Consider the following 13592-nt stretch of genomic DNA (forward strand, 5'->3'; position numbering starts at 1 on the left):
CGGTCGGTGCGCTCCTCCCGGTCGAGATTTCCGGTGTTCCGGTTCGGAGCCTGACGCGAAGCTCCGGCGCCGTCCCGGGGCACCGGGTTTCGATGAGGAGGTCCACTGCTCGGCTGGACTCAGGGACATCGGGAACCCCCGCCACGAGGGGAGTCAGGTTCACACCACCGAATTCCCGTGTCGCGCCCAACCGGGGTGATCGCCCCGGCCGTTCCGTCGTTCGCCTTCGCGCGGCGGTGTCCGGCACCGGGAAACCGAGGGAGTTCTTCCGAAGAGATTCCTGAACCGGGTGGGAGTCGCTGCAGCGGGTCAGAAAACGTTCCCGACCTCCCGTGCCACGATCTCGTCCATGTTGCGCTCGGCCAGCGCGGCGATGGTCATGGACGGGTTGCAGGCACCCGTCGAGCCCGGGATGAGTGCTCCGTCGGTGACGTAGAGCCCGCGCTGGCCGAGCACTCTGCCGTGGGTGTCGCACACCGTCCCGATGGTGGCGCCGCCGAGCGGGTGGAAGGTGGTGGTGTCGAAGGCGGTGGCATCCAGCGTGATGTTCGTCAGCCGATCCGTCAGGCTTCCGCCGACGATGCTCCGTATCCGTTCGCGGATCCGGCCGGTGAGTTCCGCGTCGTAGGTCCGGCTCCAGTGCGGCACGGCGTCGTCGCGATGCGGGTCGTAGCGGAACTCACCGCGCGGCCGCACGATCCCGAAACCGATGACGCTGGTGGTGCCCAGGTCGACCGGGAACGGCACCGGACCGTGCACGACGGTCACCGGGCCGTCCGGGTTGTCCCAGTCCCGGACACCCATGCAGGCGGGGCCACCTTGCAGCGGCCCGGGACTGTCCCCCAGCGGTGTCCAGAAGAAGATCCGGTCCCCGTTGTTGCCCCAGTTCGTCCCGACCGCCTCGGGCAGGTCCGGGATCAGCCCCTTCGCTCCTGCCTTCACGAGCAACCGGGTGGTCCCCGCTGAACCGGCGCCGAGGAACAGCGCGTCGGTGGTGATCCGCTTGTGCTCCCGGACCGTGCCGTCGGTGGTGATGTGGTCGACCCACACGACCCACTTGCCGGACGGGGCGCGCTCGATGTCGCGGACCACGTGCAGCGTGGCCACCCGCACGCGCCCGGTCGCCTCCGCGGCCGCGAGGTAGGTGACGTCGACGCTGCGCTTGCCGCCGTTGTTGACCCCGTAGAGCACGTCCCCCGTGGTGTAGGAGGGCGTCATCTCTCCACGCAGCTCGCGGCGGGCGAAGTTCCAGTCGATCGGCAGCGGGACGCGGTACGGCTCCATGCCCGCCCGCGAGACGTGGTCGTGGAACTGCTTGACGGCTCGGTACTCCGGCGCGTGCAGCAGGTCATCGGGGATGCCCGCCGGACGCAGCACCGACTCGACCCGGCGGTAGTAGTCCCGGTCGAACCGTTCGTAGTCGAGACCTCGCGGCATCGAGCGGGTGAAGTGCTCGGCGCTCGGCTGGATCGTCATACCGTGATAGACCAGCGAGCCGCCACCCACCCCGGAGCCACAGAGGATGTCCATCCCCACACCGCGCACCCGCTCCAGAACCCCGGTGTAGGGCCACCACGCGCTCGGTGGTGAGCCGGTGAGCACCGGTCCCGGTGTCAGCCAGGAAGCGCGGCGGTCGGGGCTGAACATGTGCGGGAACGTCTCCGCGTTCGGCCCGGTGCGCCACCGGATGCCGCGTTCCAGCATCAGCACCCGCACCCCGGCACGGGCCAACCGCAGGGCGGCGATCGAGCCGCCGAACCCGGAGCCGATCACCACCGCGCGTCGATGTTCCGACACGGTCGGCGCGGCGGAGGCGGTCCCGGCCGTGCTCGTGGTCATCCCCAGCGCGGCCGTCGCGGCGGTGCCCTTGAGCAGTTCCCGGCGTCCGAGTGACCCAGGCATACCTTCTCCTCCCGATGGTTTCCGGGCGGTGATCGTGCGAACTCGCCCGGTGGTGGAAGGTATCCGCTGGAACGAACGGAGCTGTAGTCACTCGACCGTGTGGTGTAATGCCGAGTGCCGCTTCCGGTGCGCGTTGGGAATGGCGATCAGCCCCATCGCTCGTTCGTGGACCGGTCGGTCAGGACGGACAGGAGCGGTGTGGCGTCCACCGCTCCGCTCGGCCCACACCCGAGAGGAGCAGTCGGTGATCCGGCTGTAGTGTTTCCGTCGCGGTCGGTATTCTCCGTCCCGGAGCCATCGGAGCGACCTCGGCGTGGGGGAGAGTTGGTTTCGTTCGTGATCGCGGTGCTCGTGCTGCGCAAGCTTCGTTCCCGCTGGGTGCACCGCAGGCGCCCCGCCGGATGAGGCGGTCCCACGTTCGGTGGGGCGTCCCGTCGATTCGGGAAGCCGCCTTCCTCGGGGAATTCGGTGTTTTCCGGTGGGGTTTCGTGGCGGGACGCGAAACGTGTGACTTCGGATTTTCGTGTTCGATTCACTGACCCGGGAAATTCACTGAGAAGTGCTCCCGGAATGCGCTCGTCCCGTGTCGAGCGGCGGGCCCCGCCGCGGCGGGGCCCGCTAGCGCGTTCGTCGACGCGTCACATGATGCCCGTGTTGACGATGCTCTGGTCGTTCTGGAGGTGGTAGTGCTTCCAGCCCCAGAGCCAGAGCTGCTTCTTCTTGTGGGCATTGACCTTGCAGGACTTGTGGACGCACTTGTCGGCGTGGTCCTTGTGGTACGACTTCCCGCTGTCCGCCGAAGCGATACCGGCACCGCCGATGGCCAGCGGAAGGGCCATGGCCCCGACAACTACTGCCCGCGTGAACGAACGCATGCTAGCGCCTTTCGTCTCGATTCTCGGAAATCTCCGCCGGCGGCCCTCCATCGGCCTGCCGACACCTCGTTTCTACACTGGTGAGATCCTTTTCGCCGCGTGACACGCGATTTCATCACCGTATTGTGTGGTATCGCTTTCGCGGCGAGTCACTTCTTGGTGGGTGCGGTGGAAAACTACCGTATAGAATATTTTTCATTTTTCTGGGTTCGCGCGCACCGCGATCGCGGTGGCCTGGCCGACGCCCACGCCGGTGGCGGCGATGCCGAAGCCGCCGCCACGGTGGTTCAGGTGTCTGCACAGGTCGACGACGACCCGGGACATGGAGGCGCCCAGCGGGTGCCCGTAGGCCAGTGCGCCACCGTGTACGTTCACACGCTCGTGTGGAGCTTCCGGCAGTCGTCGCAGTACCGAGAGCACCAGTGCGGCGAACGTCTCGTTGATCTCCCAGAGGTCCACCTCGGCCGCGTCCAGCTCCAGCCGCTCCAGCAGTCCGCGTATCGCCGTAACGGTGGCGAACACGAAGCGGTGCGGTTCGCAGGCCACGGTGTCCGCGCCCACCAGCTCGCCCAGCGGCGCGATGCCCAGCCGTTCCGCCTTCCGCCGCGAGCCGATCAGCGCGGCGACCGCCCCGTCGCCGAGCGGAGCGGAGTTGCCCACCGTCACGGAACCGTGCCGCGAGAACGCCGGGGGGAGTTCGGCCAACCTGGCCATGCCGGTCTCGACCCCCACCGGTTCGTCCCCGCGTATCAGAGTGCCGCCCGTCCCCGTCACCGGGAAGACGAAACCGTCGTGCACCCCCGCGTCCCATGCGGCCGCCGCCCGCCGATGCGAGCGCAGCGCGTACTCGTCCATCTCGGTCCGGCCGATTCCCAGTTCCTCGGCGATCCGCTCGGTGATCAGCCCCAGCGGGGCTGTCCACTCGGGACGCATCCTGGGGTTGACGAGGCGCCAGCCCACCGCGGTGGAAACGGCCTCCAGGCGGTCGGGCAGCGCGCGTTCGGGGCGCGGCAACACGAAGGGGGCTCGGCTCATTCCCTCCACACCGCCCGCCACGACCAGTTCGGCGTCCTCCGCCCGCACCGCGCGTCCCGCCTGCACGAGCGCCTCGCCTCCGGAGCCGCACAGCCGGTTGACGGTCACACCGGGCACGCTCTCCGGCAGGCCGGCCAGCAGCGCCGCCATGCGTGCCACGTCGCGGTTCTCCTCGCCAGCCCCGTTGGTGTTGCCGTAGATCACCTCGTCGATCGTCCGGGGGTCCAGCGGGTGCTCGTCCCGGTCGGTGTGCCGTTTCACCAGTTCGGTGATCGGCATGGCGGCGAGGTCGTCCACCCTGATTCCGGAGAGTCCGCCCCGGTACCTGCCGAAGGGGGTTCGGCTGGCGTCGAGCAGCATCGCGCGGGCCATGGGGCCATGATGCCGCAATCGGGGGTACATCCTTTGCCACTTTCGGGTGAGTTCGGCGGATATTCGCCCCGTGGCCGCCTGCGCTCGTCGTGGACGGCGCGCCGCGCGGGGCCTCGGGAACGGAGAACGCGTCGAGAACGCGGTGGGCCGGATGAGGGGAGCGGGGTGAGCGCTCTCGGGGTCCGGCGAGCGCGGCGCGGGTCGGGACGAGGCGGAAGTTCACTCCTCCGGGGCGGATTCCTCCGGTGCCGGGGGCAGTTCCACCACCGCCGTGTCCCCGCGCAGCGAGACGACGCGTCCGCCGCTCTCCCCGATCTCGCGCAGCCTGCGCAGGGCGTGCCCCGCGTCGAGCGGAACGCTCCCGCGAACCGGCTCGTGCTCCCCGCGCGCCTCGAACCCGGCGCGAGCCAGGTAGCCGGAGCGCAGCGTGGAGTTCAGCGACCCCGTGGAGGCCAGCGAACCCCGGGCGGCCCCGAGCCGTCCCAGGGTGTCGTCGAGCGCGTCCAGCAGCGCCGCCCGGTTCCCCTCGGTCATGGCCCGCACCAGGTCGGGGTCGGTGGAGCTCACCCTCGTGCCGTCCCGGAACGATCCCGCCGCCAGCGACACGGCGAGCGGCCCGCCGTCACCTCCCACCGAGGCGAGCACGGCCGCCAGCACGTGCGGAAGGTGCGAGATCCGCGCCACCGCCGCGTCGTGCTCGGCGGGCGAGGCGGGTACCACCAGCGCGCCGCAGTCCAGCGCCAGCGTCGCCGCTTCCCGCCAGGCGTCGAGCCCGGTACTCCCGTCGATCGTCACGGCCCAGAGCGCTCCCTCGAACAGCTCGGCGCTCCCGGCGTCCCAACCGGAACGGTCCGTGCCCGCCATCGGGTGCCCGCCCGCGTAGCGCGCGGCCGGAGCTGACTCCCGCACGGACTCCAGCACGGGTTCCTGCACGCTGACCACGTCGGTCAGCCACGCCGTGGGGGCGTGCCGGTTCACCTGCCGCAGCACGGCGCCGACCGCGGGCAGGGGGGTGGCGATCACCACCAGCGCGTCCGCCGCGGCCGCGCGGTCCAGCGCCTCCTCCGTGCTCGGCAGCACCTCGTAGCCCGCCGCCCGGGCGGCCGCGGCGTCCTCCTCCGAAGCGGTCGCGCCCCAACTCCGCCTGCCGGAGCGGACGGCGGCCCGGAGCACGGACCCGCCGATCAGTCCCAGTCCGATCACACACACGGCTCGCATGCGCTCATCCTGCCCCACGGTCGACACCGTGCACTCGGCCGGTGACCGGGCGCACGCGCGGAACGCGAAACACTGACCCGGTGGGTGAGCTGTTCGCAATCGTGCTTTCGGGTGGCGTTCGCACGCTTTACCGTGGCGTCATGACGCTCCAGGAGCAGGTCGCGGGGTTCGCCGTCGCCGCCGTTCGCGAGGACGGACGGTGGCGGTGTGACATGTTGGACGGTTCGGTGCTCACCGGGTTGGACGCGATCATCACGGCGCTGCGCGAACTGCGTTCCAGCGGGGCCGTGGTCGGCATGTGCAATGTGGATGACGAGTTCTTCGTGCTGGTGCGCCCGGTGCCCGGCGGGGTGGAGCTGGCGTTGTCCGACGCCGCCGCCGCGCTGGACTACGACGTGGCGGCCGACGTGCTGGACCTGCTGCGTACCGAACCCCCGGACGAGGAGGACGAGGAGATCTGGCCGGAGGGCAACCTCTCGTTGCTGTCCGACCTGGGGCTTCCGGAGGAGGAGCTGCTGTTGATCACCGAGGAGGTGGACCTCTACCCGGACGAGCAGCTCGAGATGATCGCACAGCGTTGCGGTTTCGGCGATCAGTTCACCGCCGTGCTGGAGCGGCTGTAGTGGACAGGGAGCGAGACGAGGACACGGTGCGGTGGCGATCGGGCCGAGCGCGATGATCGCCACCGCCCGCGACAGAGAGCTGGTCGGCTCCGCCCTGGACGTGGCTCCGGGGGCCACAGCGGCGGGTGACGTGCCGATCGGGGCCGTGGTGACAGCTCCCGACGGCCGGGTGCTGGCCAGGGAGCACAACCGCCGTGAGGAACTGGACGATCCCACCGCCCACGCCGAGATGCTGGCGCTGCGCGCGGCCGCCGCCGAGTACGGCGACGGCTGGCGGCTGGGAGGATGCACCCTGGCCGTGACCGTGGAACCGTGCACGATGTGCGCCGGGGCGCTGGTGCTCGCGCGGGTCTCCAGGCTGGTGTTCGGCAGTTGGGAGCCGCGAACCGGAGCGGTCGGCTCGCTGTGGGACGTCGTCCGCGACGACAGGGTCAACCACCGCCCCGAGGTCGTCGGTGGTGTGCTCGACCGGGAGTGCGCCATCTTGCTCGCGGACTTCTTCGCCGAACATCGGGTGTGATTTGAGTCACTATTTGGTGGTTCGGTCGAGTTGCCGGGTATCCACCGGGAGCAATCGGCAACAGGAGGTCGCGATGAGTACGTTCGACAAGGTCAAGCACCAGGCCCAGCAGCTCGCGGGCAAGGCCAAGGAAGCGACGGGCCGCGCGACCGGCCACCGGAACATGGCGGACGCGGGCAAGCGGGACCGCCTCGAAGGAGAGGCCAAGGAGACCGGTCAGAACCTGAAGGACCGTGCGGCCGGAGCGGCCGAGGACATCAAGGACAAGTTGCGCGGGGACCAGGGCGGCAACCGGGAAGGCGGCGAGGAGCGCCGCTGACCGCTCCTGAGGCGATTCGCCCGTGGTGCGCGGGGAGAATCCGGTGTCGCGCCCCCCGTTTCGGGTTCGTGAAGGCCGTTCGCTACGCTTGCTGGCGGTAGCGTGTCCGAGCGGCCTAAGGAGCGCGACTCGAAATCGCGTGAGGTGAGAGCCTCCGTGGGTTCGAATCCCACCGCTACCGCGTCTGGCGAGAGCGGCGCCGGTCCCTTCGAGGAACCGGCGCCGCTTTTTCGTGGTGACCGTCCGGCACGAGCACGACGCGACCGCCGTCCGCGACGGGCCCGGCCGAGCCGTCAGCAGTTCGCCGGTTTCGACTCCACCCGGGTCTCCCAGGCCGGGTTGTCGCGCGGCCCGTCGACGGTCACGTTGTTCACGTACCAGTAGTAGTGCCCGTAGTAGGGGTCACCGAAGTGCAGCTCGTAAGTTCCGGTGACCTTCTGCCGCATCGGCGCGGCGTAGATGTTCACCGCCTGGTCCGGACCCAGCTCGTGCCTGATCTCGTCGGACTTCGTGGTGCTCCAACTCCACTGCCGCTCGTAGCTGGTCTCGAAGCCGACCTCGAACACCTCGCCCAGAGTGGCGTTGGCGCTGATGGTCACGCTCACGTTGGTGCTGGTGCTTCTGGTCGACTCCCACCTGATGATCCGGGTGGAGGTTCCCCCGGAGCAGTTCGTGGCGCCACCCACCAGATCGTAGGAACCACGGTAGTCCTCCGGCGGCCCCGAAGGGTGGAACTCGCAGAGATCGGTGTTGCCGTTCTCGCACTGCTCCAGCAGCTGCCGAACCGTGGGCTCGGCCTCCGTGGCCGCGCCCGCCGGGGCCACCAGTCCGGTCACCGCCAGCGCGGCGGTGCTCAGGCCGATCGCCAGTCGATCGCCCAACCTCATGTTCTCGACCTCACTCAGCTCAGTCCGACGGTCACGGTCCGGTCGTTGATGTGGTCGCCCACGTCGGGGTGGTTCTCCTTGTAGGGACCGGCGCGGTCGCCCGAGTCCGGGTAGAGCCACACCCAGCAGGTGGACCAGGTCTGGACCGAGGAGATCCGGTTCTGCCAGTGGTCGTCCAGATCGAGCCAGAAGTCCACGTTGTCGTTCTTCGGGCACGGTTCCGGCACCGTGATCGTCAGCGAGGAGCCGCCGTAGTCGACGTCCTCGAAAACGGTGGCACCGATGACCTCACCGGTGGTGTCCGCGATTCGTTGACCGCGCTGTCGCGCGTCGGCCGGCGTTCCGTGGCAGGTGTACTCGCGGGAGGAGACGTCGAGTACGCAGTGCTCCTCCGAATCGGAAGCCTGTGCGGCCCCCGCGGTGGTCGCCGTCAGACCGGCGGCCACGGCCAGCCCCGCCAGCGCCACCGCCGCGCTCCGCGTTCGGAGCGGGCCGCTTCCAGTCTCGGTCGTTGCCAATTCCGCTCTCCTCTCCCGCCGGTTGGGGTCGCCACCGGCGGAATCGGTTTAGTGGGTAGCACGAGCACTATCGACCGCCGAGAGGGTGGAGATCCAGACGCGCGACGCGATTGCCCGCGAACGCCGCATTCCCGGGAGCAGTCGGTTGCCGCGTTCGGGGTCTCGAGGGGCCTCCACTCGGAGCAGCGACGCCGAACGGGTGAATCGCCCGGCGGGCGAGATGGAAGGAACGCGGTGAGGGCGACGAGGTCCGAGCCCGGGACGGTTCCGGTGGGAAGCGTTGAAACGAGAACGGGCCGGGCGCGACGCTCGCGCCCGGCCCGTCGACCGGCGGAGGATGCGGGATTCGAACCCGCGAGGGCTGTTAACCCAACACGAATTCCAGTCGTGCGCCTTAGGCCGCTCGGCCAATCCTCCGCGAAAGAGTGTACGGGACGGGGTCGAGCGATCTCGCGGCCCCCCTCCGGAACGGTTCGCCCGTCAGGAGTCCCGTGGTCGGCGCGTGGTTCGGGTAGGGGTGAAGGCCGCTCTCCCGGCTGGTCGGGAAGACGGTTCCCCACCCCCCGGTACCCAGAGGCGGCGGCGGGTTACACTGAACGCGGACTCCGTGCGGCGTCATCCTGTGAACTCCCCCAGGGCCGGAAGGCAGCAAGGGTAAGCGGGCTCTGGCGGGTGCGCGGGGTCCCCTTTTTTCGCGGGCCCCTTTTCGGCGGTGGTGTGCGGGGCTCGCGGCAGGCGAGCGCCCCTGCGGAACCGAGCCCGCGAGGGCGCTGCCCGCGGCCTCCGCGTTCCGAATTCGCTCACTCCGTCGCTCTTTTCACTCCGGAGCGGAGCTTCCCGGGCACGTCGAGCCGCGTCGCTCCCGATGCCGGGGGCGTCGGGGGTGGCACGTATCGTTGCCGGTGTGGCGCTCGCGCTCTATCGCAAGTATCGGCCGGCGACCTTCGGCGAGGTCGTGGGACAGTCACACGTTACGCAACCGCTGCGAACCGCACTGGCCGCGCAACGGATCAACCACGCCTACCTGTTCTCCGGACCGCGTGGTTGCGGGAAGACTTCCAGCGCGCGCATCCTCGCGCGTTCGCTGAACTGCGCCCAGGGGCCCACGGACGAGCCGTGCGGCGAGTGCGACTCCTGCGTGGCGCTGGCCCCGGACGGCGGGGGCAGCGTCGACGTGGTCGAGATGGACGCCGCCAGCCACGGCGGTGTGGACGACGCCCGCGAGCTGCGGGACCGGGCGGTGTTCGCCCCGGCGCAGTCGCGCTATCGCATCTTCGTCATCGACGAGGCCCACATGGTCACCCAGCAGGGGTTCAACGCCCTGCTCAAGATCGTGGAGGAGCCGCCCGAGCACCTCGTGTTCGTGTTCGCCACCACCGAGCCCGACAAGGTGCTGACCACGATCAGGTCCCGCACCCACCACTACCCCTTCCGCCTGATCCCGCCGGGGGAGCTGCGCGAACTGCTGGAACGGATCTGCGCGGAGGAGGGCGTTCGGGTCGATCCGGCGGTGTACCCGCTGGCGATCAGCGCCGGTGGCGGTTCCGCCCGCGACGCGTTGAGCGTGCTGGACCAGCTCGTCGCCGGAGCCGGTGAGGAAGGGATCACCTACGAGCGCGCCGTGGCCCTGCTCGGGGTCACCGACGTGGCCCTGATCGACGCCATGGTGGACGCGCTGGCCGAGGGGGACCCGGCCACCGTCTACGGCACCGTGGACCGGGTCGTCGAGGCCGGGCACGACCCGCGCAGGTTCGCCTCCGACCTGCTGGACCGGTTGCGGGACCTCGTGCTGCTGCGCTCGGTGCCGGACGCGGCCGAACGCGGTCTCATCCAGAGCGCCGGTGACGAGATCACCAGGATGCGCGAACAGGCCGAGCGGCTCGGCCCGGCCACGCTCACCCGGTTCGCGGAGATCGTGCACGCCGGGCTGTCCGAGATGCGCGGAGCCACCGCGCCCCGCCTGGTGCTGGAGCTACTGTGCTCGCGGATGATGCTGCCCGCCGCCTCCGGCGACGAGACGGCGGTACTGCAGCGGATCGAGCGGGTCGAGCGGCGCATGACGGTGGCACCGCCACCGGAACCGGCCTCCGGCGCCGGTGGGCCCGCCCGCGCGGAGAGCCCAGCACCGGCGCGGGAGACCACGGTGAGCGCCCCCCGAGCGGGAACGCGATCCGGGGACGGGGACGTGACACCCCCTTCAGGAGAGAACGCCCAGGCCGCGGCCGGGCGACGTTCCGCTCCCTCCCGCGCGGACGACGCGGCGGAGCGCCCTCCGGCCCCGCCCGCCGAGAGCGGGGTGAGCGAGCGGGTTCCCGCCGAAGCCGCCGACAGTGGTTCGACGGGCGGTGGTAGACCGGCCGCCGAGCTGCGCCAGGTGTGGAACGACCTGCTGCGCGCCGTGGCGGAGCGGAACCGGCCGACCCAGGCGCTGCTGCTCAACGCCTCACTGCTGGATCTGCGGGACGACAGGCTGGTGCTGTCGATGCCGACCGGCGGGTTGCGCAAGCAGCTCATGCAGGCTCGCCGGATCGAGTGCGTGCGGGAGGCGATGCGAGCGGTCGTCGGCGGCGATTGGGAGGTGGAGTGCCTCGTCGAGGGGGAGGAGCGCTCCGCGGGTTCCTCCGCATCCCCGCTGAGCCGGCCCGAGCAGGGCGGGGGAGCGGCCGAACCGCGCCCCGCACCCCCTTCCGGTCCCGCCACCGGGCGGCCCCCCGCTCCGGAGCCCCCCGCCGCTGAGGACCGGTCCGCACCGGAGCCGGACTCCCGTGTGGAGTCAACCCCGGCGGCGTCCGATCCCCCGGCACGGCCGGAGCAGGCCGAACCCCCCGTGCCGCCGGAACCTCCGCCGGAACCGGAGGACGAGCCGCCGGAGTGGGAGGACGCGGAGGAGGTGCCGCCGGAACCCGAACCGCCCCGGCCTCCCGAGCCGGTCGCCGCCGAGGCCTCCGGTACGCCGGAGGTTCCCGGTCCCGTCGAGGCGGTGGGAGGTGGGTCGACTCCGGACGCCGGCTCCGAGCGAGGGGCTCCGGTCGAGGACACGGTGGCTGCCGATCCGCCCGCCGCGGCCGAACGGTTCACCCGTCCGTCCGCGCCGGGTGGCTCCGCGAGCGCCGCGACGCCCGCTTCGCCGCCGGGGGACGGCCCGCTCGAACGCGATCCGGAGGACGAGGCGCTCGAACTGCTGGTCAACGAGCTCGGCGCGCGCAAGCTCGACTAGCGGGAACGTCCGCCCCGGAAGCTCGGGGCGGGGCGCGCGCCGTCCGGTGACGGGTTCCCCGCCCGTGCCATGCCGGGGTGTCGCGGGGGGGGTGGGGTGGGTCCCGCCGACGACCGACGGGGAGCCCCCGGGCGGGCCGCGCCGCCACGGATCGACGACTAGGCTGGACGGTACGAGACGCCTCGCTCGAACAGGTGAGCCCAGCCCGAACCGGGAGAGGAGCCACGGTGCAACCAGGTGGCCAGCAACCGAACATGCAGGAAATCATGAAGCAGGCGCAGGAGATGCAGCAGCAGCTGATGACCGCGCAGCAGGAGCTCGCCGAGGCGGAGGTGACCGGCACCGCGGGTGGCGGCATGGTCACGGCCACGGTCACGGGAGCGGGAGAGCTCCAGTCCATGAGCATCGACCCGAAGGTCGTCGATCCCACCGACACCGAGACGCTGTCGGACATGGTCGTCGCGGCGGTGCGGGACGCCAACCGCGCGGCGCAGCAGATGCAGGCGGAGAAGATGGGTCCGTTGACCAACGCGCTGGGCGGCCAGGGCGGAATGGACATGGGCGGACTCGGTCTGCCGGGGATGTGACGGTACTCGCGTGTACGAGGGGCCAGTCCAGGATCTGATCGACGAGCTCGGCAGGTTGCCGGGCATCGGTCCGAAGGGCGCGCAGCGCATCGCTTTCCACCTGCTCTCCGCCGAGCCCGCCGATGTCACCCGGTTGCAGGACGCGTTACAGCGGGTCAAGGAGGGCGTGGTTTTCTGCGAGGTCTGCGGCAACGTCTCCGAGCGGACGCGCTGCAGGATCTGCCAGGACACCAGGCGTGATCCGCGGCTGGTGTGCGTGGTCGAGGAGCCCAAGGACGTGCTGGCCGTCGAGCGGACCCGCGAGTTCCGGGGGAGGTACCACGTGCTCGGTGGTGCGCTGGACCCGCTCTCCGGGGTCGGGCCCGACCAGCTGCGCATTCGCGATCTCGTCAGCCGGATCGGTACCGACGAGATAACCGAGATCATCATCGCCACGGACCCCAACACCGAGGGGGAGGCCACGGCCACCTATCTCGTGCGGCTGCTGCAGGACTTTCCCGGGCTCAGCGTCACGCGGCTCGCTTCCGGCCTGCCCATGGGGGGCGACCTGGAGTTCGCCGACGAGCTCACCCTCGGCCGGGCGTTGTCCGGGAGGCGTTCCGTTTGATCCCCGAGACGGCGAGGGAGGCGCGGTGACCCGGCGGGAGGTGCTCCCGCCCGCCCGGCGGTGGCGGGCCCCCGTCCGCGCCGGAAAAGCAGAGACTCGGAGCGCGGTCGGGCACACCACCTCCGCGGTGCCGAGGTTGCCCCGGAAGGCCGACCGGTCCGTCGCGGAAGCCCTGGCTCGCCGGTTGCGGTGCGGCCCACCCCGGCTGGGGCCGGTGCGCCTGGTCGCGGTGGACGGTCCGTCCGGTGCGGGCAAGTCGACGTTCGCGCGCTTGCTGCTGTCCGCGCTGGTGTCGGCCGGAACGGACGCCGCGCTGCTCGGCACCGACGACTTCGCCACCTGGCAGGAGCCGGTGCGCTGGTGGCCCCGGCTGCGGGACGGTGTGCTGGAGCCGCTGCGCCTGGGAAGGCCGGGGCGCTACCGACGCACCGAGTGGCCCGACGGGGTGCCGGTTCCGGGGGCGACGTTCGACGTGCCCGTGCCGGAGTTGCTGCTGCTCGAAGGGGTTTCGGCGGGTAGGCGCTCGGTGGCGCGCCACCTCTCGGGGCTGGTCTGGATGGAGCCGCCGAGCGCGGCGGTGCGGCTGGAGCGCGCGGTGCTGCGTGACGGTGAGTCGAGCCGGGGAGAACTGCTCCGGTGGCAGCTGTTCGAAGGGAACTGGTTCCGCTCGGACCGCACCAGGTTGCGGGCCGACTTCGTCCTGCGGACCTGACGATCGAGCCCGCCGCTACAGGTGATCTTCGGAGATATCCTCGCCGACCGGTGTCGAGTCCCACATTATTTTCGTCTCTGACCAGGATTTTTGCAAATTTTTCCACTTTTCCCGGGGATTGGATCGAACGTTGTAGTCGAATCGTAATCCTGAGGTCCTGATCGGGACACACTCGCCGGGTTACCGTCTCCACCACTTTG

General features: G+C 70.6%; 13 protein-coding genes, 2 tRNA genes and 1 other RNA gene. 9 read left to right on the forward strand and 7 right to left on the reverse strand.

Features of this window, described 5'->3' with window-relative positions; genetic code table 11:
* Positions 1 to 309 precede the first annotated feature (309 nt).
* The 4 genes from BLQ75_RS19545 to BLQ75_RS19560 all read right to left on the reverse strand — a co-directional run bounded on the left by BLQ75_RS19545 (position 310) and on the right by BLQ75_RS19560 (position 5402).
* Positions 310 to 1902, reverse strand: coding sequence for a GMC oxidoreductase (locus tag BLQ75_RS19545; protein ID WP_092604134.1), 1593 nt, complete (start codon positions 1900 to 1902; stop codon positions 310 to 312).
* 638 nt (positions 1903 to 2540) lie between these two features.
* On the reverse strand, positions 2541 to 2777 hold the full coding sequence (locus BLQ75_RS19550) for a hypothetical protein (protein WP_092604135.1): 237 nt from the start codon (positions 2775 to 2777) through the stop codon (positions 2541 to 2543).
* Between the two features lie 195 nt (positions 2778 to 2972).
* Complete coding sequence (locus BLQ75_RS19555; protein ID WP_092604136.1) at positions 2973 to 4184, reverse strand: thiolase family protein; 1212 nt, start codon at positions 4182 to 4184, stop codon at positions 2973 to 2975.
* Positions 4185 to 4403: 219 nt separating this feature from the next.
* The gene (locus BLQ75_RS19560) at positions 4404 to 5402 is read right to left on the reverse strand and encodes a prephenate dehydrogenase (RefSeq protein WP_092604177.1); all 999 of its coding nucleotides are present in this window, start codon (positions 5400 to 5402) and stop codon (positions 4404 to 4406) included.
* A gap of 140 nt (positions 5403 to 5542) precedes the next feature.
* On the opposite strand from BLQ75_RS19560, the gene BLQ75_RS19565 reads away from it, so the two are divergent.
* The 4 genes from BLQ75_RS19565 (at position 5543) to BLQ75_RS19580 (ending at position 7045) form a co-directional block, all read left to right on the forward strand.
* Positions 5543 to 6025 (forward strand): tRNA adenosine deaminase-associated protein, encoded by a 483-nt coding sequence (locus BLQ75_RS19565; protein ID WP_043570998.1) that lies wholly within the window; start codon positions 5543 to 5545, stop codon positions 6023 to 6025.
* Positions 6026 to 6077: 52 nt separating this feature from the next.
* Positions 6078 to 6545, forward strand: a complete 468-nt coding sequence (locus BLQ75_RS19570) for a nucleoside deaminase (protein WP_092604178.1) — start codon at positions 6078 to 6080, stop codon at positions 6543 to 6545.
* Between the two features lie 73 nt (positions 6546 to 6618).
* Positions 6619 to 6864, forward strand: coding sequence for a CsbD family protein (locus BLQ75_RS19575; RefSeq protein WP_092604137.1), 246 nt, complete (start codon positions 6619 to 6621; stop codon positions 6862 to 6864).
* A gap of 96 nt (positions 6865 to 6960) precedes the next feature.
* Positions 6961 to 7045, forward strand: a tRNA-Ser gene (locus tag BLQ75_RS19580).
* A gap of 112 nt (positions 7046 to 7157) precedes the next feature.
* Here the strand turns inward: BLQ75_RS19580 and BLQ75_RS19585 are convergent.
* The 3 genes from BLQ75_RS19585 to BLQ75_RS19595 form a co-directional block, all read right to left on the reverse strand.
* Positions 7158 to 7751, reverse strand: a complete 594-nt coding sequence (locus tag BLQ75_RS19585; RefSeq protein WP_211481481.1) for a hypothetical protein — start codon at positions 7749 to 7751, stop codon at positions 7158 to 7160.
* A 14-nt stretch (positions 7752 to 7765) separates the two neighbouring features.
* Positions 7766 to 8269, reverse strand: a complete 504-nt coding sequence (locus tag BLQ75_RS19590) for a hypothetical protein (RefSeq protein WP_244515755.1) — start codon at positions 8267 to 8269, stop codon at positions 7766 to 7768.
* Between the two features lie 331 nt (positions 8270 to 8600).
* Positions 8601 to 8686, reverse strand: a tRNA-Ser gene (locus tag BLQ75_RS19595).
* Between the two features lie 180 nt (positions 8687 to 8866).
* On the opposite strand from BLQ75_RS19595, the gene ffs reads away from it, so the two are divergent.
* The 5 genes from ffs (at position 8867) to BLQ75_RS19620 (ending at position 13392) form a co-directional block, all read left to right on the forward strand.
* Positions 8867 to 8960, forward strand: an RNA gene (ffs, locus tag BLQ75_RS19600) — signal recognition particle sRNA small type.
* A 213-nt stretch (positions 8961 to 9173) separates the two neighbouring features.
* Positions 9174 to 11486: a DNA polymerase III subunit gamma and tau gene (locus tag BLQ75_RS19605; RefSeq protein ID WP_092604181.1), complete on the forward strand. Its 2313-nt coding sequence runs from the start codon at positions 9174 to 9176 to the stop codon at positions 11484 to 11486.
* A 254-nt stretch (positions 11487 to 11740) separates the two neighbouring features.
* A complete protein-coding gene (locus BLQ75_RS19610; RefSeq protein WP_043569393.1) occupies positions 11741 to 12073 on the forward strand; it encodes a YbaB/EbfC family nucleoid-associated protein in 333 nt (110 codons plus the stop codon).
* A gap of 10 nt (positions 12074 to 12083) precedes the next feature.
* Complete coding sequence (recR, locus tag BLQ75_RS19615; RefSeq protein ID WP_092604138.1) at positions 12084 to 12680, forward strand: recombination mediator RecR; 597 nt, start codon at positions 12084 to 12086, stop codon at positions 12678 to 12680.
* 25 nt (positions 12681 to 12705) lie between these two features.
* A complete protein-coding gene (locus BLQ75_RS19620; protein WP_244515756.1) occupies positions 12706 to 13392 on the forward strand; it encodes a uridine kinase family protein in 687 nt (228 codons plus the stop codon).
* Positions 13393 to 13592 lie beyond the last annotated feature (200 nt).

The sequence above is a fragment of the Actinopolyspora xinjiangensis genome (genome assembly GCF_900104475.1).
Classification (GTDB): domain Bacteria; phylum Actinomycetota; class Actinomycetes; order Mycobacteriales; family Pseudonocardiaceae; genus Actinopolyspora; species Actinopolyspora xinjiangensis.

Excerpts from the sequence above, each read along its gene's own strand:
- BLQ75_RS19545 (WP_092604134.1), bottom strand. The coding sequence starts at position 1,902 with ATGCCTGGGTCACTCGGACGCCGGGAACTGCTCAAGGGCACCGCCGCG.
- BLQ75_RS19550 (WP_092604135.1), bottom strand. The coding sequence starts at position 2,777 with ATGCGTTCGTTCACGCGGGCAGTAGTTGTCGGGGCCATGGCCCTTCCG.
- BLQ75_RS19555 (WP_092604136.1), bottom strand. The coding sequence starts at position 4,184 with ATGGCCCGCGCGATGCTGCTCGACGCCAGCCGAACCCCCTTCGGCAGG.
- BLQ75_RS19560 (WP_092604177.1), bottom strand. The coding sequence starts at position 5,402 with ATGCGAGCCGTGTGTGTGATCGGACTGGGACTGATCGGCGGGTCCGTG.
- BLQ75_RS19565 (WP_043570998.1), top strand. The coding sequence starts at position 5,543 with ATGACGCTCCAGGAGCAGGTCGCGGGGTTCGCCGTCGCCGCCGTTCGC.
- BLQ75_RS19570 (WP_092604178.1), top strand. The coding sequence starts at position 6,078 with ATGATCGCCACCGCCCGCGACAGAGAGCTGGTCGGCTCCGCCCTGGAC.
- BLQ75_RS19575 (WP_092604137.1), top strand. The coding sequence starts at position 6,619 with ATGAGTACGTTCGACAAGGTCAAGCACCAGGCCCAGCAGCTCGCGGGC.
- BLQ75_RS19585 (WP_211481481.1), bottom strand. The coding sequence starts at position 7,751 with ATGAGGTTGGGCGATCGACTGGCGATCGGCCTGAGCACCGCCGCGCTG.
- BLQ75_RS19610 (WP_043569393.1), top strand. The coding sequence starts at position 11,741 with ATGCAGGAAATCATGAAGCAGGCGCAGGAGATGCAGCAGCAGCTGATG.